Origin of the sequence: Xenorhabdus sp. NBAII XenSa04 (assembly GCF_963866145.1) — a bacterium.
Classification (GTDB): domain Bacteria; phylum Pseudomonadota; class Gammaproteobacteria; order Enterobacterales; family Enterobacteriaceae; genus Xenorhabdus; species Xenorhabdus indica.
The window spans coordinates 16,231-41,504 of the sequence record NZ_CAWMEB010000410.1 but is presented as its reverse complement, the minus strand read 5'-3'; the positions used below and the strand labels follow the sequence as shown (position 1 = coordinate 41,504).

Here is a 25,274-nt window from a genome sequence, read left to right as displayed (position 1 = left end):
AGGGAATTTGCCTGCCGTAAAATCCGTCCAGAGACGGATTTTACGGTGCAATATTGATAATTGTTCTAGATATTAGTTATACACCTATCGTCAGAACCGCCAGACAAAACCAGCATTAACACTATTGTCCTGATGTGCGGAAGATAACAATCCACTATAACCAAGCGTAAATGACACATTCTTGCCTGCTGTCATTTCAGCATTTGCCTTCAAGACAAGGCCATCACGCGAAACCGGAACACTGTGGGTAACGAAAATTTTGTTACTTCCACGAAACGCTGAACTCACCGCGCGTTCACGTTCACCATACTGGTGTTGCCAACCTAACTCACCATGCAGGGCAACAGTCGCTCCCCACTTGGTCTGCCAATCATGGTTAGCACGTAATCCAAGTGTGGAAAGCGTTGCTTCTGTATGTTGTTTATCAGCCTGAAGCGCTACGGGGCCACCATTTTCGTTAATACCATTATTACGGAAACCAACATAAGAAAGATTTATAAACGGTTCCAGACTTACCGGAGCTACAGGCAGATTGTACGCAGCTTCAACGAATAACTGTGCCGTCCGACCACCATATTTTGCTTCCCCGCGATCGTACTGATAGCCATAGTTGACAGGACGATTGGTATCAATGCGATGCCAGGTGTATCCACCTCCGGTACGCAGCGCCAGATCACCAAAGCGACGATCACCATAAAGAGCGATGTGATAATTATTACTGTCGGCACTGGTATGGTAGCCACCGTCAAGAGAGGTACGGGTATAACCAGTGGCGATACCAAAATGACTATAATTATCAATCGAACCGTCAGCTCCGAGTAGTACCCCGTAAGTGGAAGACTGATAGCCAGTAGCATTAAGTGTACCGGAGCCATGACTCCATGCCCCAAGCAAACGAACCCACGCTCCCTTATTCTCTCCATGATTACCATCTGCATGATTACTATCTACGTTATTATTCTCCGCATAAATACCGGATGATAACGAACGACCTTCAGCCTGCCTCAATCGGGCATTCAGGGTATCACGCAAGTAACGGCTTTCATTAACCAATGCAGAAGTTATGTCCGCATGGATCTGTCCATCAAGTTGTTTGAAAGCAGGACGAACCTGATCGGCAGAAGTAGAAGGCAAAATACTCTCGTAAACCGGATTACCCGCACCGAGGGAATCAACAGCACCAGCCACAGAGCGTTCATTCTGCGTCAGTGCTACATCGGCAAAAGCGGTATTATTACGGGCTATATTGAGCGTCACTTGACTGGGTTGATATGACAAGTTAGTGTTCAAAAAGAGGTAGTTAGAATCAACTTTATCAAAACGCCCGCTGATATCTTTTTCTGTACTGAGAATATGATACTGCCGACCTGTCAGGTTATACGCTTTATCGTCAGCAAGATTATCGCGAGAAAGGAGGTTATTACTGTTCAGGAGAGCGATTTCTACCTTACCGCCGTTGATTTGTACCTTACCCCCTGCATGGATGCTGTCATTGCGTCCAGCAGATGTGATTTCAACAGAATAACGGGAGTCAGCCTCAAAGGTAACTTCACGAGAAACATTGAGTTTACCAATAGAATAACCCGGACTGACCGTTCCTCCACGCTGAACCACAAGGGAACCGAGGGTGCCATAACCACTGAATACACCGTTATCTTTTACCAGAACAGAGGAAGCCAGCAAATCGCTGATCCCCAATAATCCCTGTTTAACTACTGTCGGGCCAGAATAAGTATTCTTGCCAGTGAGAAATAACGCACCATTACCCTGTTTGGTTAACCCACCGTGGCCACTGATATCATTACTCCAGATATCAAATTCACACTGTCTGCCTTCACAAACACGTTCGGTCGGTTTGCCTTTGTCGAGAACAGCACCAACGCCGGGAATATCAGCGATAAACTGTCCATCCCCATAAATAACACCCTCTGGATCAGGAATACGAAAAGTCGTTGGAATATCCTCTGCCGTATAAAACATGCCAGGGCCATTTATCGCTTTACCGAGGTTAATCATTCCCCAACCGTAAATCTCATCAATGCCTGGTTTGCCCATATCAGTAGCAGTAGTACGAAGCACAGAAGAAACCTGAGCACCACTCATATACGGGAAACGCTCCATCAGAATAGCAATACCACCAGCAGCGTGAGGGGCTGCCATTGAAGTGCCACTGAATTTTTCATAATCGGTTTTTAGCGTATCCACACTTGTGCCATTTATCACTGAGCTATATATGTAACTACCAGGTGCACTGACACACAAACTGGCGGTATAACCACAGCGGGATGAAAATCCACTGATACTATAGGTACTATAGGGAATTTTATTGCTGCTATTCGCATCCTTTTGCACACTGGCAACCGTCAACCAGTTTGGTGCTATATCTGGGACAAACCAGGCCAAACCCGCTATAGCATCCGGTTCATTATAGTTGCCGCTGTTACCCGCAGCAAAAATGGTCACAATGCCATTACGCCCGGCATCAATTGCGCCCTGATACGCACCACCCGGTTTTGTTCCCAATATTGGTTTGATTTGATCGAACTGTTTCTGGGCATGTTCCAGATGGAAATGTGGCCCTTTGGGATCCCTCCCTGCATCTTCAAGCTTTTTATCAATACCAATGCCCCAACTGTTATTGATAATACGGGCTCCACTTGCTATCAGTGCATCCCATCCAGCCTGATATACACCACCGTCATTACCTAAAATAATGCCATCCTCAGGGCCGGGATCGCCATTTTCAGCACTAATGATTTGGGCATCATAGGCCACACCATGCATTTTCCCGCCATCACGGCTACCGGCAGCAATACCAGCAACATGAGTACCGTGATTTCCCAATTTGCCCCCCCGTTGTTGGCTCGGCGTACCATCGTAAGAGAAGGGATCACCTTTCTTCACCGCAATATAGGGATCGGTATACTCACGTATTCCGAAGGTGTAAAGATTGATCACCTTATCTTTTCCTACAAACTCAGGATGCTTAGCGTAAACAGCCTGATCAAATATTCCTAGTTTGATCCCTTTACCGGTATAGCCTTTTGCATATGCTTCATCTGCGTGAATAGCACCAAGCCCCCACTCTGCAAGGAATTCACCTGAGTGCCAACTGGCAGGATCGCCCAACTTACCAGTTTCAATATAATTTTCCGCATATGCTCCGACGCTGCCAGCCGCAAGACAACAAGCAACGGCATAGTAAAGTACACATGGTTTCGTTTTGAATAAATTAGTTTTGAATAGATTAGTTTTGAATAGATTAATTTCGGATGGGGTATTCTTAAATAGACCTGTCTTTTTCTTATTCATTTCAATCACTGTCCATTGTTGATTTGCCAAAACATCATTGCCATACCGCAAAAAAACTCTGTAACGAACTCAAAGGGATTGACGCAAATAACACTGCGATATTTTTCTTTGCCAATAAATCCCACATGAATCAATAATGACACACGCAGAATTGCACACTTAATTAACAATTAATATTCATTTATATAACTTTATTTAATAGGGTGTACCAACGAATAACATTTATGGTGGGGAAATTTTTCCTAAAGGAGAAAGGGGATCTCCCACTACTGGCAGAGATCATTTTCAATATAGGAGAAGAGAAACAAACAATGAGATGTATTTCATAGCTCACACAATCTTGATCTATAATACGGCTCCTTTTACAACATATTCAAAACACCATGGAACGATTTATAGAAAACGCTATGTATGCCTCTCGCTGGCTACTTGCACCCGTTTATTTTGGTTTATCACTGGCCCTGTTTGCTCTGGCTATAAAATTCTTTCAGGAAATCATTCACATCCTGCCACATATCTTTTCGGTTGCTGAATCAGAACTTATCCTGACCCTACTTTCTCTGATTGACATGGCACTGGTTGGTGGGTTGTTGGTAATGGTCATGTTTTCCGGCTACGAAAACTTTGTTTCCACACTGGATATTGAGGAAAACAAGGAAAAGTTGAATTGGTTGGGAAAAATGGACGCGACGTCACTCAAAAATAAGGTTGCGGCTTCTATTGTTGCCATTTCATCAATTCATTTACTGCGTGTCTTTATGGATGCCCGCAATGTTCCAGACAATAAATTGATGTGGTATGTCATTATCCACCTCACTTTTGTTATATCAGCATTTGTGATGGGATATCTGGATAAACTTACACGCCACCATCATTAACAAAGAATTCTATCCAACATGTCTCTCCCCTGATGCCAGCCTGATATCATTTGCTGGCATTACGGGAAACTCCTTTTTTTCGTGATGAATTGTTACGGGCTGTTTCTTTCTGTAACTCCTCAATAAACCTGTCTACAACCATTTCAACTGTTTCACTTCTGGTCGCACCGAGCCTGTTGGACAGCCCATCTATTTTTCTGATAACAGACATCCTCAACGACAGTGAAATCGATCTTTTTTTCTCCTTATCAAGGTATACATGGCTGGTCGCTTCCTTAGATTTAAAGTTGTTATGCTGAGTAAGCAGTTCTTCAATTCTGCGGACTTCTTTCCTGGTTAACATCCCCTTATCAACTAATTGGTAAGTGTTTCCCATTTTGCTAAACCGGATGTCAGCACAATAATGATCCCTCAATTCTCTTAAGGTGCGAGTCAGTGTCGGTTCAGAACAACTGAGCGCCTCGATCACCTTCACCTTACTGACAGGCTTTTCATGCGAAAGTAGCAAAGTTAATTTGAAATTTCTAAGTTGTTTGGGGCTAAGTAACATCGTTTTCAATTACCGGGTCAGGAATACTAATTCCTAATATCAACTATAAACACAACATCCAGCATAGCTTTTCGTTCTGGTAAATCAATATTAAAACAGGTTAAAAGTTCCATAGTTTTCTCCACCAGCTCCCGAACAGAGGCCGTTATATTTCGCCCGTTCCAGAATATTCACCGCCCAACGCCAGTGCGTAGCAGGTTCACACATTGCCCCCTGAAATTTGAATACCGCCTGATTTGAATTGAGGATCTGTAAAGCATCATCGTAATCACGAGTATTCACCATCAAGGCCCGATGAATATGTTCTATTTGCCCCGGATGAATAGCCGTTTTCCCAACAAGTCCATGAGCTATATCCAGTGCCAGCTCTTTCTCAAGCAACTCCAGATTATCAATATGCTCACAAACCGGCGCAGTTAAATGAAAACCCCGCGAGCCAAAAACAGCTACCAGCATTTTGATCACATACCCCATCGGGCCATCATATAAGGTAAGGTCACGCGAGCGCCGCATAGAAATCAGGTTCATCAGATCGTTACCACCAATACGTAAAGCAATAATACGCTCATAACAAGGGTGGGATTTAAGCTTATCGGCGAGTTGATTCATTTGTTGCACATCAAAAACATCTTCAGTTTCCAATGTCGGCATGATCCCAAGATGAGTTGCGGCGACAATCTCCCACCATTCAGATAATGACACCTGCGTAAATTTAGGCAAAACCAAGCCAGCGACAGCACTAAGATTAACAGTATCGACCAAATATCGTCCCATTGATTCATTGCGTGGACGGATAAAAATCAGAGGATGATGATGTTTAATATCGGCAACAGCATTCTTTGACTCTGCCAGTGCCTGTAATACAAACACGAGATTTTCGATAGCATGGGGGATTTCCTGTTCAGTGACTGAATCCTCCAGACAGATCACCAGAGAGCGCAGCCCTACAACTTTATTGTGCAGCACAATCTCAGTAATATTCTGGCGGGTCGCTGGCATATACAACGTTGCACCAAGCTGATTTGCGGAAGGGATCGATTTCATCAGACTACCTTTTTCATGCTACTTTTCATGCTACTTTTTTTATAATCGTTACCGCGCGATATTGGCCTATTAAATCGCCCACCTCTGTAATAGCAACATTTTTCTGCTGCGCTAAATAAACCAGCAAAGCGATATCAGGATCAGCCAGTGATCGGACAAATACCTGTTCCGGTATACGCCGCAAGACCGCGCGGGTTGCTTCTGCAATTCCAGGTTTGATACGGTTAATATTATCGATCTTATAGATGTCAGCAAGCGTTGAAATTACGGTCTTACTCAATTGCAGCAACGCCATTTTTTCCTGCGGTTGCCAATCCGCTGCTGGTACGGTCGTCAAATCTAAGCGATCACGGTATTCCGCGACAGTATCAACTAACAACTTGCTGCATTCAAACTCACTCAGATGAGCACATTTCACACAACCGTGCAACCCTTCTTCACGCCAAATTGAACGCGATATCAGCCCAGATACAGGAGCTCCCATGATGCCGAAAGGAATTAACCAATCATCATCGCAAGCTGCCAGCCATGAACATCCACACGGATCAGCCAGCACCACCAAACGGGGAATCGCCGAATAGCCAGCTCGTCCTGCCAGCGAGCGGGATAATTCAGCCATGATTGCGCCTTTGCCTGTCCAGCCATCTACAAACACCAACCCTTCCGTGCCATGCTGCTGTTCTATAAATGACAGTGCTACGTTGTCAATACCACGGTCCCGTATGATACTGATCCCATAGTGATAAGAGCGTTTTCCCATCTTCCGCAAAGTTTGATGCAGCATGACGCCTAAAGGCACTCCCGCCCTGACCAAACTCGCCAGCACAATCGGTGTATCACCAAAGCGTAATATCAGAGACTTGGCAAGCATGACAACTTCCGTTGCCAGTCTGGCAGCTCCCAGTTGCAACGCTTTATCGAACAAATCTAAATGATAAGAGGTTGGCTCTGGTTCCTGACTCAACATATCAGAATAATGACGAGCACCAGATTGAATTAACTGCTCTTTAACCTCAACCGGGGTCATTTCAATCTGAACGGGTTCCAGCAAAAATTGGATATCATCAGCAGCATAAGAACCAGAAAAAGGAGCAAAGCCATTCATTTATTTATAGTTCCGATAGTTGTATTAAAAACTGGCTTAATCATAAGTTATAATTTCTACACAAGGAGCGACAAGAGATAATTGCGCGATTAACGCTGGATCAACCGAGGTTTTCGGTGTTTCAAGGCAAAGCAGTATACGATCGAACTGTTGGTGTGCAACGTTATAGAGGAAATTTGGAATTCCTAATCCGTAATTATCCGTAAATGCCATAACAGACTGAATTGCATGCCCACAAGAGATAGGAGAACGGGTTGTCGAACCAAACTTCACAGATGCACCTTCCTGTTCAAGCCGTTCCGCCAGCAAAAATGGTTGCCAGACAAACTCGCTGGAACCCAGTACCAGCACCCTCTCACCGGCTTTGGCCTGAATATCAGTACCAAGATCATACTGAATATCAGCCAATCCCAGACGTCCCCAGTTTTGAATACCGATAATATCGGTCTTTCCCCGTGCTGTGATATTGACTTGAGGCATGACAGGAACAGGGGCAGAACTATCTGCCTCCCACTGCCAATTTCCTTCAATCAAAGAAACAGTAGAGACAGGGAGCGGACAGCGTCTTATGATGCTTTGACCACTCCAGTCCGTCAGTGTCACTGTGATGATATGTTCTATTTGATCCAGCCCGGCATGACACAAGGCCTCGAACAGATTAAGAAAGGTATTACCGGTAGTCGCTTCATCATCGATCAGAACAAGGGTACGGGCACTGCTTACCCGTTGACGCAGATGATTTTCTTTCGGCCAGTAAATCAGATGATCTGTTGCATGGCTATGATCCTCTTTAAATTCACACAACAGTTCACCTTCTACCGGATGGCGCGTTGATGTCAGAAACACCGAAGAGGCCACGTTTTGCCGCGTCTCCTGGAAAACGCCGGCGGCCAATCCGACCGCCGTTTCTGCCATACCGATATAGAGCACAGGGCCAGACAAATTAATCGGAAACTGTTCTGACAATTGCCGATAAACAGCTCGCATAATAGATGGGCTGACGGGAATATGGCGGCCCAATACTTTGCTGACAAATAAGAATGCTCTTTTAGGATTACGGCGTTCAGCAATATCAAACAATGTTTCCAAAGACGTTACACCACGTTCAGCCATAACAGTCAAAGTTCCGCTATTTAACTGTTTCTTATAGAACTGGCTGTTATCAACCTGAGATAGGTAACGCTGAAGATGATTACATACTGTCATACTAAAGAAGCCTTTTAAAAAAATTTCAGCCATTGCAAAAAGTGATGCGGTGACAGTTGTGATGCTTTCATAAAATAAATTTCCCTTTCATAAACTAAATCTTGTTACTCAAAAAATGCCTATTGCTAAATTGCCGTTGGTCACAATGGATACATTCGTTTTCCAGTCTAAATTCGGTGAAATATGCATCGCAGTCTAGAACTGAGATTCTGCTTATGTCAATCATAATATGATTTTTTATGATCAAATTTTGTTTGACTTTTTATCATGGACAAGAAATCATAAAAAGCGAAGCCAGGTTGCTCTCTATCATGCATTTAATAGAGATGTGCAATTTGTGGGGATCATAATATGACAGGATTTTAAGCATATATCTGGTCATATTATGATTTTTTCCATAAGTGAAATTATCGCAATTCATCGATAACGATTTACGATAAAAAACAATTCACGATAAAAACAATTCACCGATAAATAAGAGGTGTTATTAATGGTTTCATTAAGTAAAAATCAGTCAGTCTCTCTCAGTAAACAGAGCACTTCACTGGCTAAAATTGATTTTGGTCTGGGATGGGATCCTGTAGCCCCAAAAAAAAGTTTCTTGTCACGCTTATTCGGCGGAGACAATAATGAAATCGATCTGGATGCAAGCTGCATCCTGCTTGATAAATTCGGTAATACCCTTGATGTTGTCTGGTTTGGTCAACTGAATTCAGAATGTGGTTCTGTAAAACATAGCGGCGATAACCTGACTGGTGAAGGTGACGGAGATGATGAAGTCATCAGCGTCGATTTGATCAAACTGCCTGCCGATGTTGAATATCTTGCCTTTACCGTTAATAGCTTTCGAGGCCAAACCTTTAATGATGTTGAGAACGCTTTCTGCCGCGTTGTTGATCAAAACGGCAAAGAGCTGGCGCGCTATCAGTTAAACGAACAAGGCGCTCATACTGGCATTATTATCTCTTCTCTGTGCCGTAACAGTGGTCAGTGGGATTTTACCGCACATGGTGTTGCTTGCCGTGGGCGTACCATTGAAAATATGTCTCCACAAATCGTTGAAACGGTGGTGCGCTAATGAACCTGACTCCGGGAGGAAATGCCTCCGTCTCCAACCAGGCACTGACCATAAGGGTACTTTCCGGATCATCAGTCGATGTCTCCGCTTTCCGTCTGTATGCTAATGGGAAAGTTCAGGGGGACCCGGACATGGTGTTTTATGGTCAGCCCAATAATGACGATAACACCATTCGCCTGTCCGGTGGCAATACCGATACTGCGTTTTCTGTTAACTTGCCCGCTCTGCGGCAAGAGGTTCAGAAAGTGGCATTTACTGCGACTTGCGACGGCAATCAAACTATCTCCAACCTGCACAATCTCTCTATTCAGGTAGAACTAAACGGAAGCGTGATCTTACAGGGACATGTTGAAGTTCAGGGTCGTTCAGAAGCCGCCTTGATTCTGGGTGAACTTTATCGCCGCAACAGCGAGTGGAAATTCCGCTTTATTGCTCAAGGATTTAATGGCGGTCTCAAGCCCTTAGCTGAGCATTTTGGTGTCGATATTATTGATGAGGCGCCAATATCAACACCAACGCCGGCTCCTAACAGCGTTAATCTGAGCAAGGTTTCTCTTACCAAAGAAAAACCCGCTATCAGCCTGAATAAACGTGATAACTACGGTGAGATACGCATCAATCTGAACTGGAATCAGAGCACTGCTCCTGCTAATCGGGGAATGTTCCAGAATATCTTTAACACCAACAAAGGCGTGGATCTGGATCTCGGTGCATTCGTCCGGCTTCGTGATGGTACACGTGGAGTTATACAAGCATTAGGAGAGAGTTTTGGCTCTTACCATCACGATCCCTACGTACAGCTACAAGGGGATGATCGTACGGGTAATGTCAAAGACGGCGAATGGCTCCACATCAATGGTCTTGAATGGAAAAACATCAGTGAAGTTCTGATCTACGCCTTTATCTACGAAGGTGTACCTAACTGGAACAGCACTGACGGTATTGTCACAATTTATGTCAATGGGCAACCTCCGATCGAAACGCGTCTGACGGAAGGCCACAACCGCAAAAATATGTGTGCCGTTGCCCGTCTTGTTAACGAAAATGGTGCCATCAGAGTAGAACGCATCAACCAGTACTTCAGTGGGCACAAAGAAATGGACAAAGCCTTCGGATGGGGTTTTCGCTGGACATCTGGCAGTAAATGAGACTTCTGCTGTGATATAGGCGCTGTTATATAAATCGGTTATTACATAATTGGAGGGATTTATGTCCTTTTTAAACAAAATTAAGTCAGCTTTCAATGCTGGTCGCGAAGAATTGGCCAATCAAGTTGGCCGTTTCAAAAACAGAAAATTCATGGAAGGTACTGTAGCGGTATGCGCACATGTTGCGATGGCAAGCAATGGTGTCAGCTCTGAAGAAAAACAAAAAATGGTGGGATTTATCAAAAACTCCCCCGAACTAAAAGTGTTCGATACCACTGAAATTATCGAATTCTTCAATAAGCTGGTCAGTAGCTATGAATTTGATGCTGATATCGGCAAAGGTGAAGCCATGAAATACATTATGGCGTTGAAACAGCAGCCGGAAGCGGCACAACTTGCTTTACGCGTCGGTATTGCCGTTGCCAAGAGTGATGGTGACTTCGATAACGATGAAAAAAATGCTGCCAGGGAAATATGTACATCCTTAGGCTTTGCTCCAGCAGATTTTGAACTGTAATCGCAGTTAATTTAAGAGGCTTACTTCATGGTATCCACGCACATTGGTTTTCCGATGGAAACCGTTGCTGTATTTATCCTTCTGTCGGTTGGTGCGCTCTTTATCGACCTCTTTATGCATCGTCATGACAAGCCAATTTCGTTACGCAGTGCCGCACTCTGGTCTGTTTTCTGGGTCGCCATTGCTTTTGTTTTCGCGGGCTTCCTGTTTGTCCATCACGGTGCTGAAGTAGCAAGTCTGTTCATTACCGGCTATGCGCTGGAAAAAGTACTTTCTGTCGATAACCTGTTTGTCATCATGGCAATTTTCTCTTGGTTTGCGATCCCGGATCGTTATCGTCACCGCGTTCTTTACTGGGGCATTATCGGGGCCATTATCTTCCGGGGTATTTTTGTAGCCATCGGGACAAGCCTGCTGATGCTAGGGCCCTGGGTTGAAATGGTCTTTGCTGTTGTGGTCGGTTGGACGGCGGTGATGATGCTGAAAAGTGGTGACAATGATGATGAAATCGAAGACTACTCACAGCATCTTGCCTACCGTTTGGTGAAGCGCTTCTTTCCAATCTGGCCGAAACTGCGTGGTCATGCCTTCATACTCAGCCAGAAAGAAGTCAATGCGGAACTGGCCAAACCGGAAAACGCAGATGTGGCTATTGATCGAGAAAAAAAGGATCGAGAAAAAACAGGTCGTGCTGGCAAGGCAGCATTTTATGCCACCCCACTGTTGCTGTGCCTGGCCGTTGTTGAACTGTCTGATGTCATGTTTGCTTTTGACTCTGTACCTGCGATTATCGCGGTCAGCCGCGAGCCTTTAATCGTTTACAGCGCCATGATGTTTGCTATCTTAGGCCTGCGTACACTCTACTTTGTACTGGAAGCGTTGAAAAAGTATCTGGTGCACTTGGAAAAAGCCGTGATTGTCCTGCTGTTCTTTATTGCTATTAAATTAGGGCTTAACGCATCTGAACATATGTTCCACCACGGTTATTCCATTTCGGCAACAACCAGTCTGTTTGTGGTACTAGGGGTTCTGTCTGCTGGTATTATAGCCAGCCTTCTGTTTCCCCAGAAAGAAAAAGCAAGCTGAATCCTGTATATCCTGTGGATTCCAAGGTACAGCCAACAAAGCTGCAACTTGAAAGACGACGGGAATAAATAACTATTTAATAAATGAGGAAATAATAATGGGTGTATCTCTTTCTAAAGGTGGTAACGTTTCTCTGAGCAAAGAAGCTCCAACTATGAAAAATGTTCTGATCGGTCTCGGCTGGGATGCCCGCGCGACTGACGGACAAGATTTTGACCTTGATGCTTCTGCATTCCTGCTGGCAGCGAACGGCAAAGTACGCAGTGATACCGATTTCATTTTCTACAACAACCTGAAATCTTCTGATGGCTCTATTATGCACACTGGCGACAACCGTACTGGTGAAGGGGATGGAGATGATGAATCACTGAAAATCAAACTGGACCAGATCCCTGCTGACGTAGACAAAATTGTCTTTGTTGTCACTATCCATGATGCGCAAACACGCCGTCAGAGCTTCGGTCAAGTTTCAGGGGCTTTCATTCGGCTGGTTAATGATGATACGCAAGTTGAAGTTGCTCGCTATGATCTGACAGAAGATGCTTCTATTGAAACGGCTATGCTGTTCGGTGAACTGTATCGCCACAATGGCGAATGGAAATTCCGTGCAGTTGGTCAAGGTTATGCTGGTGGTCTGGCTTCTGTTTGCGCTCAGTATGGTATTAACGCAGCCTAATCTTGGCTGGGATCAATCTAAGATCTTTCAGGTAACGAACTTCAATATAAGGCCATCAATATCGTGAATTAATTACTATACCGTGATTAAATCACACCGTAATTAAAAACCCTGCCTGATAATATTGGCAGGGTTTTAACTTATCGAACGGGGTTAACGTTTTCTCACAACATGATTTTCTCAGAACATAAAGTGCTGCTAAAGTATCTCCACATATTCAAATAACACAAGGAACGTCAAATGAGTCTTCATGTTTTATTTCGCCATAATGATATCCCTGAATTAATTCTGCATGGTAGCGCCCTCAATGAGGCTGGATTTATTGCTGATTCATTATTTCATATCCATCAATATTCAGATGGGATAATCATCTCTCTACTTACCCCTCAGACTGATCTTGCCCGCTTGATCAATGAAATTGAAAATAAGCCAGAGCAAGGAATAGACAATATTCGTGAAAACGGTGAACTCTATATTGCAGGTGATTGGCTAACTGACAGTCAATTGATAGAACAGCCAATTAATATTGAAATAACATCTGGAAAAATTATTCTTAAGCCCAAATTAGCAGAACTGTTAGCCTGAGCAACAGTTCGCCGTTTTTTGTCAAAAATCTCTTGGAGATATCAACCGGAAAGATTATCCCTTCTTTTCCGGTTGACTATTTAATTTTAAGCCGCCGAAAAAATCTACTTTCCTCCCGCCAGATCCATGAAATTACCTGTTACATATGATGCTTCATCAGACAATAGCCACGCAATGGCTTCTGCAATTTCTTCTGGCTGCCCTCCTCTTTTCATCGGTAGAGAATCTTTAATACGCTCGATTCTATCCGGCTCACCTCCATCTGCATGCATTCCTGTATAGACAAAGCCGGGCCGAACCGTGTTCACCCTAATCCCCTGCGCTGCAACTTCTTGAGATAATCCGATAGTCAATGTATCAACAGCACCTTTTGATGCAGCATAATCAATATATTCATAAGGGGAACCCAATCTTGCAGCCGCCGATGAAACGTTAACAATAGCGCCTCCTTTACCTCCATGACGAAAGGCCATTCTTTTAACAGCTTCGCGGGCACAAAGAAAATATCCTGTTACATTGGTAGCAAATATGTCATTCAACCGTTCCGCTGTTAACTGCTCAATAGTAGCCTGAGGCTTTAAAATACCGGCATTATTCACCAGCCCGGATATATAACCTAGTTCCTTTTCTGCCTTTTGGAACAAGGCCACGATCTGTTTTTCATCTGTTACATCCACTTGGACAGAGATTGCCGACTGCCCCAAGTTTCGGATCATCTCCACAACTTCATGTGCACTGTTTTCACGAGTACGATAACCAATACAAATATGGTGCCCTCTCTTTGCCAGACACAACGCTGTCGCTTTACCAATGCCGCGGGAACCGCCTGTAATAATTGTGACTTGTTGCATAATGCACTCTTCCTCTTTATTTTTCTGATGTAATTCCTTTAATTAACTGTGACTGTGACACGCTTAGGGAATCATGAAAGATAAATCTTATTAATGTTTAACAACAAAAAGATCTTTCGTTGGTATAAATCCGTTTATATCGGAATAATACCCTCCGATATAAGGTTTTACTAATACCGCTGTCACACCATAATAAACTGGAGCAATGGGAGCATCTTTTACAAAGGTATCGATAGCTTGTTGGAAATATGTCTGACTATTGGTTTTACCTGCTTTTTCCACCCAATGATCAAATTCTTTATTAGAATAAAATGAAACATTATTAGTTTGATTGGTGCAGAAAATATTTAAGAAAGACATCGGATTATTATAATCTCCAATCCATCCTCCTCTGACAACATCAAACTTACCCTCATGTTCATTATCCAACATGACTTTCCATTCCTGAGCTTGCAACTTGGTGATAACACCAAGATTCTTTTTCCACATGGATGCCGCAGCAATAGCAATTTTCTTATGTATTTCTGAAGTATTATAGGTCAGATTAAATTTCAGGGGATTATTCTGATTAAAGCCTGCTTCATTTAATAATTGTCGCGCTTTTTTATTACGCTGAGATTGTGTCCAAGTTGCATACTCAGGCTGTTTAAATTTAAACCCTCCGATTCCCAGAGGAAGTATGGTGTAAGCAGGCAGTTGACCTTGAGCGACAATTCTATTGGCAATAATGCCCCGATTCAAAGCTAAATTTAGTGCTTGTCTGACTCTGACATCATTGAATGGAGGCTTTTTATTATTAAACTGGTAATAATACGTACTGAGGATCGGAGAGATATGGATCTGATCGCCTATTTTTTTCTTTAATGAAGCAAAGTCTTCTAACGGAATGGTAAATGTGATATCTATTTCCCCCGCTAAATAGCGGTTTAACTCCGCTTTATTTGATTCAATTGGCAAATACGTTACTTTATTAATTACCGTATCTTTATTATCCCAATAATCAGAATTTCTGACACCGACAATTTTTTCATTTACAACCCATTCAGATAATTTGAATGGCCCACTGGAGACAAAATGCTCTGGCTGTACCCACTTATCACCATACTTTGTCACCACTTTCTCATTAATAGGATCCAGAATGGGAAAGGCTAATACTTGCAAAAAATAACCAACGGGCTTCTCTAACTTCACCTCAACAGTGGCATCATCCAATGCTTTAACACCTAACTCTTCAACTTTTTTCTGCCCTTTTAATATCTCTTTGGCATTTACAACAGAGGTATCAGCAAGATAACTACCATAAGGAGAAACCGTTGCAGGATCAATTAAACGCCGCCAGCTAAAGACAACATCATGTGCAGTGATCGGTGTCCCATCAGACCATTTGATACCTTTTCTTAAATGAAAGATCCACTTTTGATTATCTTTTGTTTCCCAACTTTCGGCCAATTTGGGTTCAATATTACCATCTTTATTAGTACCAACTAATCCATCAAAAAAATCATTGATAATATTAATTGAAACATTATCTTCAACTTTATCTACATCAAGTGATACTGGCTCTGCGCCATTATTACGAATAACCTCCTGTTTTTCATCCAATTGTGTACCGGGTGGAATAACTGCAGCATAAGATAGTGTAATACCATTCAAAGCCATACTCATAGAATAAATTAATAACCTAATTCTTCTATTAATAATTTTACTTAACATATCGTTTTCCTCTATTGCTGTGATGTAATTTTTATTATTGAGTAGAAATATTTATTTATGCTTAAAAAACACACATTCAATTTTATTATTTAATAAATAATTTTGTGAAATAACAATTTAAAAAAACTAATTAACTTAAGATATACAGACCAAAATCAATCTATTGCAAAATTAAATTAATTAGATAATTATTTGATATATCACATAGAAATAAAAAAGCTACAACTTCATCAGATGTAGCTTGAATCCTATCAAGGATAATTTTTTATTCTTTTAATTCTCAATAACATAAAGGTCTTTAGTGGATATATATCCTAACGAATTAACATAAAAACCGCCTGCATAAGGCTTCACCATTCTCGCACTAACATAATAATAAGTGGGAATAACGGGAGAATCTTTAATAATAAGATCGCTACTATAAGGTGAACCAATATCAGGCTCAACCAAACACCGCCAACTGAATACGAAATCTTGGGCGGTAATTGGTGTACCATCAGACCATTTAATGCCTTTTCTTAAATGGAAAACCCATGTTTTATTATCATCGGCTTCCCAACTTTCAGCTAATCTCAGTTCGATATTGCCTTGCCTGTCGGTATAAACTAAACCATCGAAAAAATCATGAATAATATCAAACTCCACATTACTGGAAACTTTATGCGTATCCAGTGAAGCAGGTTCTGCTAAATTATTACGTACAATTTCTTGTTTAGCCGCCAATTTTATCCCTTGAGGAACAAACAGCAGCATAAGATAATGAGGAATTTGCAACTATTACTGCAATAACAAAAGAGAGCTTGCATTCATATAATCAGAGCCTGTCGGTACAGGCTCTGAATTTTTTCTAATGTTTTATTATATAAAGATCTTTCGTCGAAATATAATCCATTGGGGTAACATAAAATCCACCGACATAAGGTTTTACCAACTTATTACTGACATAATAGTAGACAGGAATAGCAGGAGTATCATTGGTTAAAATATCTATCGCCTTTTGATAATACATAACATCATTAGTTTCACCAGCTTTAATTACCAGTTGATCGAAATCACTATTTTCATAGAGAGGAATATTTTGACTACTTCCTGTCAGAAACGTATCCAGAAATGACATCGGACTATTATAATCTGCTATCCATGCATATCTGACTACATCAAATTTATTTTGATGCATATTGTCCAGCATGACTTTCCATTCTTGATTTTGCAAAGCGGCTTGAACACCAAGATTTTTTTTCCACATTGAAGTTACTGCAATAGCTATTTTTTTGTGGGTTTCTCTTGTATTATAAAGCAGATTAAATTTCAGTGGATTATCTTTATTAAAACCAGCCTCATTTAATAACTCCCTGGCTTTTTTTATCCGTTGTTCTTGTGTCCAGGAAGCATATTCAGGTAGTGTTAAACTTAACCCGCCAATATTAGGCGGAATAATATCATATGCAGGCAATTGCCCTTGCCCTAAAACCTTATTCGCAATAATATCTCTATCAATAGCTAAACTTAATGCCTGTCTGACTCTGATATCATTAAATGGTGGTTTCTTAGTATTAAAAACATAATAATAAGTAGATAACATAGGAATAATATGCATTTGATCACTAAACTCTTTTTTTAATGATGTAAAAGAGTCTAATTCAATCGTTTTAGTTATATCGACTTCCCCTGCGAGATAACGGTTCAGATCTGCTTTTTCTGATACGATTGCAAGATAAGTCACTTTATTAATGACTGTATTTTTATCATCCCAATATTGAGGATTCCTGACACCAACGACTTTTTCATTTACCCGCCACGCTGAAAGTTTAAAAGCTCCACTACCAACAAAATTCTCTGGTTGTGTCCATTTATCACCATATTTTTTGACCACTTTTTCGCTGATGGGAACCAGAATCGGGTGGGTTAGCATCTGTAATAAATAAGCAACAGGCTTATCCAATTTCACTTCCAATGTAAAATCATCCAGTGCTTTTACACCAAGCTCTTCTACTTTTTTCTTACCAAGTAATACATCATTTGCATTTATTACATGAGCCGTTGCAAGATAGCTGCTATAAGGGGAACCCATAGTTGGATCAAGTAGACGCCGCCAACTGAATACCACATCATGGGCAGTAATTGGCGTACCGTCAGACCATTTCATCCCTTTTCTTAAATGGAAAATCCATATCTGGTTATCAGCCGTTTCCCAACGTTCTGCCAATCTCGGTTCGATATTCCCTTTTCTATCGGTATAAACCAAACCATCAAAAAAATCATGGATAATATCTAACTCAGTATTACTTTCTACTTTATGCACATCCAGAGAAGCAGGAAATGAGCCGTTATTGCGCACAATTTCCTGTTTCTCTGCCAACTCTGTACCGGGAGGGATAACAGCAGCCTGAGCCAAACTGACACTGCCCAGTATCATTCCTATCGAGCAGGTTAATACTTTAGATGTTTTATTTTTTATTAGCTTTGCCATCATTTTTTGCATATTAGTGCTCTCCATAACTGTTTTTTATTATTAAGTTACTGTCATATTTATAATTACCATCTTTATTATTAACTACTTAAAAATATTACTCTTACTTGTAATATTCTTACATAATTGATGTTGCCTGCTCCGTCGAACAGGCATCAATAAAGTTAAGATTTATTTTTTATCAGTCAGATCAATTTGATAAATGGCAAACCCAACATCATCATTTTTCAGGTATTTCACCGGATATTGAGCCTGTTCTTTAATAAACTTCACGGCCTTTTCTGATGAAGAAGTTTCAAAGCGGACATCCAGTTTCTTGTCTGTCTTGATTGGCAGGAATGACCAGTTATTTTCCGCCAGTGTTGATACCACACCTTTCTCTTTGGTCATTCTGGAAATGTAGGCAGCCAGAATAGAGCGGTTTTCATCCGGTGACGCGAATGCAATATGGCCTTCACCTGTTCCTGCAAATTTACCACCGTAACCTCGGTAGTTATTGGTGGCTATCAGGAATGTTGCTTTTGGATCAATAAGCTTACCCTGATAAGTAACGTCCTTAATACGGTTCGCATCTTTGTCGATCAATTGGCAATCTGTGTCGTATTTCGCTGGCTGAGTCAGATCTATCTTATAATTGACACCACTGATGGTATCAAAGTTATAAGTTCGGAAACCCTTCCAGTTCAATAAATCTTGTGGTTTGGTGGAGTTAGGATCTATCTGGTTATACATGCCGACTGAACATTCCAGCCACTCCACAACATCAGCCCCACTCGCTTTCACCACAACCAACGTGTTCGGGTAGAGATACAAATCAGCCGCGTTACGGAATGTCAGGTCACCTTTTTCTACTTCCACAAACTCAGCCGGTGCATTTTTACGTCCACCCACCTTGAATGGTGCAGCAGCCCCCAGAACGGGCAGATCTGCCAGATCAGGATCACCCTGAATAAAACGCTTGGTATAATCAACTTGAGCATCGTTAACGATCTGAACCGTTGGATCACTCTGGATCAGAGCAAGATAACTGTACATATTGGCAGAGGCTTTACCAATGAATTTGCCAACGAAATCACGGGTTCCCTGATTGGCTTCTTCAATAATCGCGGCCAGTTTGTTATCACTTTCAACCAGTGCTTTCTTATGCGTTTTATCATAGATAGGACGCGCTTCAGCTTTAGCAGATTCCACTTTCCATTCACCGCTGCTATTGTTGATAACCATATCAACAACCCCCAAATGGTCTCCCCACTGGCCCGGCATTACGGCAGGAATACCATTGACTGTGCCATTAGCAACATCAACACCTTTAATACCCTTATACTCCTCGCTTGGGAAAACCCCGTGTGCATGGCCGAACATAATGGCATTAATACCGGGAACTTCACTCAAATAATAAATAGAGTTTTCTGCCATCGCTTTATAAGGCTCTTGAGAGAAGCCGGAATGCGGAATAGCAATAATCAGATCAGCACCCGCTTTCTTCATTTCAGGTACGAATTTTTTTGCCGTCTCAGTGATATCGTTGACAACGATTTTGCCATCCAGATTGGTTTTATCCCAAATACTGATCTGCGGTGGAACAAAACCGATATAACCGATCTTAATTATATGCTCTCTGTCTTCACGATCTTTAACAGGGGTATCAACGATAATATAAGGTGTGAAGTAGTTTTTGCCAGTCTTGGCATCCATAATATTGGCGTTAATGTAAGGGAACTTAGCCCCTGCTATCACCTGTTTCAGATAATCCAGACCAAAGTTAAATTCATGGTTACCGAAGTTACCTACGGTATAATCCATTGTGTTCATCAGTTGGTGGGCCGGATGGACTTCACCGTGTTTGAGTCCTTTTGCCACGATGTAATCTGCCATTGGGTTTCCCTGAATCAGGTCACCATTATCAACCAGAATTACGTTAGTAGCTTCAGCTTTGGCTGCTTTAATTAAACCCGCAGTACGAACCAGACCAAACTGCTCAGTCGGTTTATCCTTAAAATAATCGAAATCAATCAGGTTACTGTGAACATCCGATGTTTCCATAACCCGTAAATCAACGGTTGCCGCATTGACATTAAATGCCACCAACATCGCCAACGTTGAAATCCTCAAGCCATATTTCAACATGTTATCTCCCTCTATAGATAAAGTTTCCAGAATGGTTTGTTTCTTATCTCTGTAAACTGGATTGTCGCTGCGGGCATCATCATATGCCGCTTCAACAAACAGACGAATGTTATTGTACTGATTGTTCTTTTATTTCTGTTATTACCCGTAACATAGAAACAGAATTCGTTCACAAAATCAGAAAATTAACTTAAATCAGGTTACAACTTAAATCGGGTTACAGATAGATATGCCCTTCATTTTTATTCAAAAAATGAAAGGCAAAAATAGAGGGTATCGTTATTTATTAGGCCACAGCCACGCCGCACCACGCACTCCACTGGAATCACCATGCAGCGCTTTTCTAATCGGTGTTGCACACTCGCCACCAAAGACCCACTCACTCACTAAATCCGGCAAGGTCTGATAAAGACGATCAACATTACTCATACCGCCGCCAAGCACAATGACATCAGGATCAAGTAAGTTAACAACCTGTGCTAATGCCCGTGCCAGACGCCTTTCATAACGCTGAATAGCCAGTTCCGCAATTTTATCTCCCTGAGCTACAGCCTCCATAATTTCATGGCCTTTTTTGTGCACGCCACTCAAGCGGAAATAATCCTTCATAAAACCGGTTCCCGATACAAACATTTCGGTACAGCCTGGTTTACCGCAGAAACAACGAACTTCTTCCTGATATGCCCGATCTTCGTCATCCATCCACGGTAATGGGTTATGCCCCCACTCTCCAGCCAGACCATTACCACCTGCATGTACCTTGCCATCAAATGCCAGACCTGAACCACAGCCAGTCCCGATAATAACGGCAAACACCATTGGCATACCTGCTGCTGCACCATCAGTCGCTTCCGAGACAGCCAGACAGTTTGCATCATTGGCAACCCGTACTTCACGCCCCAGAAAAGCGGAAATGTCTTTGTCCAAAACCTGACCGTTCAGCCAGACCGAATTAGCATTTTTCACTTTTCCGGTAAAAGGTGAAATCGCTCCCGGAATGCCAATTCCTATTGTACCTTTCTGCCCGGTTGCCTGTTCCGCATCCGCTATCAAACCAGCAATGGCGGCCAGTGTTTGCTGATAGTCATTGCGGGGAGTATCCACCCGTTTCCGAAACAGTTCTTCACCCTGATCACCCAATGCGATCACTTCAATCTTGGTTCCACCAAGATCAATACCTATACGCATAGCTTACCTTTTTCTCTGTGGTTTACCGTCAGCCGAATTTTTTTCAGGCTATTGAATCGTGTTGTCGTAAGATCATTGCCTGAGCAGCACTAACAATCAAGAACTATAACGTCACTTTGTTTTAGGAAATGGGCGTTTTAGATAATGAATGAAATTCCAGAAAGGAAATAGATGAAGTTCTAGGGCTTCGCCGCATGATTCGTTATCATGCGCAACTATGCTTTTCAAATAACGTTTCATATAACATTTGTCATAATGCACAAATATGGGGTAACCGCATGTTATGGTTCAAAAATTTAATAATTTACCGTTTAAACCGAGAAATTTCACTTTCTGCGGATGAACTGGAAAAACAATTAAGCCCATTGGCATTCACCCCATGCGGCAGTCAGGACATGATGAAAACGGGTTGGGTTCCACCAATGGGCGCTCATGGTGAAGCATTAACTCATGCTGCCGGTAATCAGATCTTGATTTGTGCACGCAAGGAAGAAAAAATGCTGCCTTCTCCGGTCATTAAACAGGAACTACAAACCAAAATCGCCCGTCTGGAAGGAGAACAACATCGGAAACTGAAAAAAACCGAGAAAGATTCACTGAAAGACGAAGTGATCCACACCTTATTACCAAGAGCATTTAGCCGTTTCAGCCAGACTTATATCTGGATAGATACCGTTAACAATCTGATTATTGTTGATTCAGCCAGTGCTAAACGTGCCGAAGATAATCTGGCGTTATTAAGAAAAACACTTGGCTCATTGCCTGTTGTTCCCTTGACGTTCAAAGATCCCATTGAGCTGACATTAACTGAGTGGGTACGTTCGGGTAATTTGCCTGCCGGTTATGCTCTGATGGATGAAGCTGAATTAAAAGCTATTCTGGAAGAAGGCGGGGTTATTCGCTGCAAGAAACAAGAGTTAGTGTCTGACGAAATCGCGGCACACATTGAGTCTGGGAAATATGTCACCAAACTGGCACTGGACTGGGAAGAGCGTATTCAATTCATGTTGTCAGATGATGGCTCTTACAAACGTATTAAATTCAGTGAAACATTGCGTGAACAAAATGATGATATTGATCGCGAAGATGTTGCTCAACGATTCGATGCGGATTTCACGCTGATGACTGGTGAATTAAGTGCACTGATAAAGAATACCATTGATGCGCTAGGTGGTGAGGCTGAAAGATAATTTCTTATCTACCTAATAGATTTCAAAAAGCAACTAACAACACTGTGGTTTGATATAAACAAGATATAAAAAGAATACGGCCTCAATGGTATTTCCATTGAGGCCGTTGTTGTGGCTGTTATTACTTTACACAAATCGTTACTTTACAAAAATGTTACTGCACACAATTAAAAACGGTATATGACGCCAACACCCATGACATTATCTGTTTTAATCTTAGTTGTTTTAGTAAAGTCATTATTTTTCAGCAAGTTGATCTTGTATTCAGCATAAGTACCCATATTTTTATTAAAATTATAAGACGCGCCGATAGAGATATACTTCACCAGATCTTCAGATCCTTTGGTTCTCAATAAATTGTTCTCGCCCAAATCGTTGCCTAAGTCTTTGCCTCTGGAATAGACATAACCAATAGACGGACGCAAGCCAAAATCAAACAGATATTGCGCCGTTAACTCAATGTTTTCCGTTTTATTCGCAAACATCACATGATTATCTACAGCGCTGCCGAATCGGGTCAAATTACGAGCCTGACCATACATCGCTGCCAGATAGACATTATTTCTATCGTACTTAGCTGATACCAACCATGCTTCGGCTTTGTTGCCTTTCGCCAGTACCTTAGCTGATTCCGTGCCCTGTTTTTGTGCCTGAGTACGATTAGAATTGCCATAAGAAGCTGCAACAGTCACACCATTACCAAAATCGTAAGAGCTGGAAAGGCCAAAACCATCACCATTCTGCCGCATAACATCATCGCGGGCATTTTTAGTGCCACCATCATTTTTGGCCTGATATTGCAGGGCAAAATTCCACCCGTTCACCAGGCCAAAAAAGTCAGTATTACGATAAGTTAATAACCCTGTCGAACGCCCCATCATAAAATTATCAGTTGCAGCCATGCTGTCGCCACCAAAAACGGGAAGCATATCTGTAAACGTGTTGACATCATATACCACGCCGAAGTTACGACCATAATCAAGAGAGCCATAATGACCCAGTTTAAGGCCGACAAAAGCCAGACGTGTTCTTGCAAATTTGCTGCTTTCAACTTCAGTGCTGTTGGCACCCAGATTAAATTCCCAGCGCCCGAATCCTGAAATTGTGTCTGTAAGTTGGGTTGTTCCTCTCACACCGATACGCCCGCTGGAGTTATCACCCGCTTCTTTGCTTTTTGACTTAGCAAAATAGTGTTGAGCTTCAGCTTTTCCATATAAATCAATTTTATTACCATCCTTATTATAAACTTCGGCCGCATTTGCAGCCCCAGCGATAAGGAAAACCGGAATCGCCATTGCTATTACGTTGTGTTTTATCATTATTATGGTCCTCACTAGTGTTGTTATTACCTTTTGTCACCTACCTTTTCCACCGACAGGAAATACATTTCTAAGAAATAGTTAGGCGGATTAACATTTAGCAACTTTTGTTACTTTACGGTTAATTTTGTAACCAACAATAGCGATACTAAGATCCAAATTAACGTTTTGCTAACAAAATTTAACCAAAAGTGCTGCCCTGTGAGACAGATCACATAGTAAGCATATTTTCAATAATTGAATAACATCAATTATGTTTATTAGTTATTAAAAACAGTAAGTTATAAATAATAAGAGAGTTGATGAAAAATAAAAGAAGTGTTCTAAGCAGCATTTTTCACTGCTAATTACCATAGATGATGTGACAATTATTTATTGTAAATATTGACAAGTGACTGTAAGTTCTGTATTTGGTGGAAATTGATAAATTTCCATTTATTTCAAGTAAACATTTCTTCCTTTTAATGGAATAAAGCCAATGCGGTACATTAAATATCGACAACTTATAAGGTGCTAAAATGGCAGAAAATCATCCACGCCCACGAGGTCGCCCGTCAATTCCCGAACAAGAAATACGTGAGAAAATCCATGATATTACTCTTTCTCTACTGTTAAATCAGGGCTATAGCACAGCCACCATGGATGTTATTGCCCAAAAAGCAAAAATCGCCAAAAAGACACTCTACCGTTTCGTTAAAAATAGAGAAGATTTGATTGAACAAGTTATATTAAAGTGGACAGATAACACAGTCCTTCCTCTGACTAAAGATGCCAATAATTACCAACAAGTTATAATTTCATTAGGGAATTATTTGATGGGGATCGCTGAAAAATCCTTATCTAAAGATGCAGTCGGATTATTTAAATTATTACAGTCTGATTTTCCTCATCGGGATACCTTCTTAGAAAAATATCAACAAGGCGGTATTGAAAAAAACAAAATTATTTTAGCAAATTGGCTAGAACAGCAATATAAACAAGGATTATTAAAAGAATTTAATTATAAAATATTCAGTGAGTTGGCTATCTCTATGGTGATTGCAGAGCCGCTCAGACAAATGGTACTGGGGCAAACACCACCTTTACCAGAAACTGATATTTCCCACCGAATTACAGCAATAATAAATTTACTTAAGTCTGGATTACCTGAGAAATAAGAATTTTTCTCACATCAATACATAAGGCGTTGAGTTCATGATAATCACTCATCGCCTTATTTTTATTTACAATA

Annotated in this window: 20 protein-coding genes and 1 pseudogene; 9 read left to right on the top strand and 12 right to left on the bottom strand. The window is 41.6% G+C overall.

What is annotated here, in order from left to right; genetic code table 11:
* Nucleotides 1-90 precede the first annotated feature (90 nt).
* Nucleotides 91-3,312, bottom strand: a complete 3,222-nt coding sequence (locus AAC147_RS15280) for an autotransporter domain-containing protein (RefSeq protein ID WP_047678416.1) — start codon at nt 3,310-3,312, stop codon at nt 91-93.
* A 383-nt stretch (nt 3,313-3,695) separates the two neighbouring features.
* Here AAC147_RS15280 and AAC147_RS15275 point away from each other — a divergent pair, with 383 nt between their 5' ends.
* On the top strand, nt 3,696-4,190 hold the full coding sequence (locus AAC147_RS15275; RefSeq protein ID WP_047678335.1) for a TIGR00645 family protein: 495 nt from the start codon (nt 3,696-3,698) through the stop codon (nt 4,188-4,190).
* A 46-nt stretch (nt 4,191-4,236) separates the two neighbouring features.
* Here AAC147_RS15275 and AAC147_RS15270 read toward each other — a convergent pair whose 3' ends face one another.
* The 4 genes from AAC147_RS15270 to AAC147_RS15255 all read right to left on the bottom strand — a co-directional run bounded on the left by AAC147_RS15270 (nt 4,237) and on the right by AAC147_RS15255 (nt 8,095).
* Nucleotides 4,237-4,740 (bottom strand): hypothetical protein, encoded by a 504-nt coding sequence (locus AAC147_RS15270; protein WP_047678333.1) that lies wholly within the window; start codon nt 4,738-4,740, stop codon nt 4,237-4,239.
* 90 nt (nt 4,741-4,830) lie between these two features.
* Nucleotides 4,831-5,784, bottom strand: a complete 954-nt coding sequence (locus AAC147_RS15265) for an HpcH/HpaI aldolase/citrate lyase family protein (protein WP_047678330.1) — start codon at nt 5,782-5,784, stop codon at nt 4,831-4,833.
* Between the two features lie 25 nt (nt 5,785-5,809).
* On the bottom strand, nt 5,810-6,889 hold the full coding sequence (locus AAC147_RS15260) for a cysteine protease StiP family protein (protein WP_047678327.1): 1,080 nt from the start codon (nt 6,887-6,889) through the stop codon (nt 5,810-5,812).
* Nucleotides 6,890-6,925: 36 nt separating this feature from the next.
* The gene (locus AAC147_RS15255; RefSeq protein ID WP_047678324.1) at nt 6,926-8,095 is read right to left on the bottom strand and encodes a phosphoribosyltransferase domain-containing protein; all 1,170 of its coding nucleotides are present in this window, start codon (nt 8,093-8,095) and stop codon (nt 6,926-6,928) included.
* Nucleotides 8,096-8,585: 490 nt separating this feature from the next.
* On the opposite strand from AAC147_RS15255, the gene AAC147_RS15250 reads away from it, so the two are divergent.
* The 6 genes from AAC147_RS15250 (at nt 8,586) to AAC147_RS15225 (ending at nt 13,185) form a co-directional block, all read left to right on the top strand.
* Complete coding sequence (locus AAC147_RS15250) at nt 8,586-9,173, top strand: TerD family protein (RefSeq protein ID WP_047678321.1); 588 nt, start codon at nt 8,586-8,588, stop codon at nt 9,171-9,173.
* Complete coding sequence (locus AAC147_RS15245; protein WP_047678318.1) at nt 9,173-10,321, top strand: TerD family protein; 1,149 nt, start codon at nt 9,173-9,175, stop codon at nt 10,319-10,321. Before AAC147_RS15250 ends, AAC147_RS15245 begins: the two co-directional genes overlap by 1 nt.
* 61 nt (nt 10,322-10,382) lie before the next feature.
* Nucleotides 10,383-10,838, top strand: a complete 456-nt coding sequence (locus tag AAC147_RS15240) for a tellurite resistance TerB family protein (RefSeq protein ID WP_047678316.1) — start codon at nt 10,383-10,385, stop codon at nt 10,836-10,838.
* 27 nt (nt 10,839-10,865) lie between these two features.
* Nucleotides 10,866-11,924 (top strand): TerC/Alx family metal homeostasis membrane protein, encoded by a 1,059-nt coding sequence (locus tag AAC147_RS15235; protein WP_047678314.1) that lies wholly within the window; start codon nt 10,866-10,868, stop codon nt 11,922-11,924.
* Between the two features lie 97 nt (nt 11,925-12,021).
* Nucleotides 12,022-12,600 (top strand): TerD family protein, encoded by a 579-nt coding sequence (locus AAC147_RS15230; RefSeq protein WP_047678311.1) that lies wholly within the window; start codon nt 12,022-12,024, stop codon nt 12,598-12,600.
* A gap of 240 nt (nt 12,601-12,840) precedes the next feature.
* On the top strand, nt 12,841-13,185 hold the full coding sequence (locus AAC147_RS15225) for a SymE family type I addiction module toxin (protein WP_047678309.1): 345 nt from the start codon (nt 12,841-12,843) through the stop codon (nt 13,183-13,185).
* A 104-nt stretch (nt 13,186-13,289) separates the two neighbouring features.
* Here the strand turns inward: AAC147_RS15225 and AAC147_RS15220 are convergent, their stop codons facing one another.
* The 6 genes and pseudogenes from AAC147_RS15220 to mak all read right to left on the bottom strand — a co-directional run bounded on the left by AAC147_RS15220 (nt 13,290) and on the right by mak (nt 21,534).
* Nucleotides 13,290-14,036, bottom strand: coding sequence for an SDR family oxidoreductase (locus AAC147_RS15220; RefSeq protein ID WP_047678306.1), 747 nt, complete (start codon nt 14,034-14,036; stop codon nt 13,290-13,292).
* 90 nt (nt 14,037-14,126) lie between these two features.
* Nucleotides 14,127-15,749, bottom strand: coding sequence for an ABC transporter substrate-binding protein (locus tag AAC147_RS15215; protein WP_156115305.1), 1,623 nt, complete (start codon nt 15,747-15,749; stop codon nt 14,127-14,129).
* A 408-nt stretch (nt 15,750-16,157) separates the two neighbouring features.
* Nucleotides 16,158-16,536, bottom strand: a pseudogene (locus tag AAC147_RS15210) (ABC transporter substrate-binding protein); the annotation flags it as partial.
* Between the two features lie 60 nt (nt 16,537-16,596).
* Nucleotides 16,597-18,231, bottom strand: coding sequence for an ABC transporter substrate-binding protein (locus AAC147_RS15205; RefSeq protein WP_156115304.1), 1,635 nt, complete (start codon nt 18,229-18,231; stop codon nt 16,597-16,599).
* Nucleotides 18,232-18,390: 159 nt separating this feature from the next.
* Nucleotides 18,391-20,346, bottom strand: coding sequence for a bifunctional 2',3'-cyclic-nucleotide 2'-phosphodiesterase/3'-nucleotidase (locus tag AAC147_RS15200; protein WP_047678301.1), 1,956 nt, complete (start codon nt 20,344-20,346; stop codon nt 18,391-18,393).
* A 279-nt stretch (nt 20,347-20,625) separates the two neighbouring features.
* Nucleotides 20,626-21,534 (bottom strand): fructokinase, encoded by a 909-nt coding sequence (gene mak, locus AAC147_RS15195; protein ID WP_047678299.1) that lies wholly within the window; start codon nt 21,532-21,534, stop codon nt 20,626-20,628.
* 278 nt (nt 21,535-21,812) lie between these two features.
* On the opposite strand from mak, the gene rdgC reads away from it, so the two are divergent.
* Nucleotides 21,813-22,724 (top strand): recombination-associated protein RdgC, encoded by a 912-nt coding sequence (gene rdgC / locus AAC147_RS15190; RefSeq protein WP_047678297.1) that lies wholly within the window; start codon nt 21,813-21,815, stop codon nt 22,722-22,724.
* A gap of 167 nt (nt 22,725-22,891) precedes the next feature.
* Here the strand turns inward: rdgC and AAC147_RS15185 are convergent, their stop codons facing one another.
* A complete protein-coding gene (locus AAC147_RS15185) occupies nt 22,892-24,043 on the bottom strand; it encodes a porin (protein ID WP_047678295.1) in 1,152 nt (383 codons plus the stop codon).
* A gap of 518 nt (nt 24,044-24,561) precedes the next feature.
* On the opposite strand from AAC147_RS15185, the gene AAC147_RS15180 reads away from it, so the two are divergent.
* Nucleotides 24,562-25,200 carry a TetR/AcrR family transcriptional regulator gene (locus AAC147_RS15180; RefSeq protein WP_047678293.1) on the top strand — a complete coding sequence of 213 codons (639 nt, stop codon included), beginning with the start codon at nt 24,562-24,564 and terminating at the stop codon, nt 25,198-25,200.
* Nucleotides 25,201-25,274 lie beyond the last annotated feature (74 nt).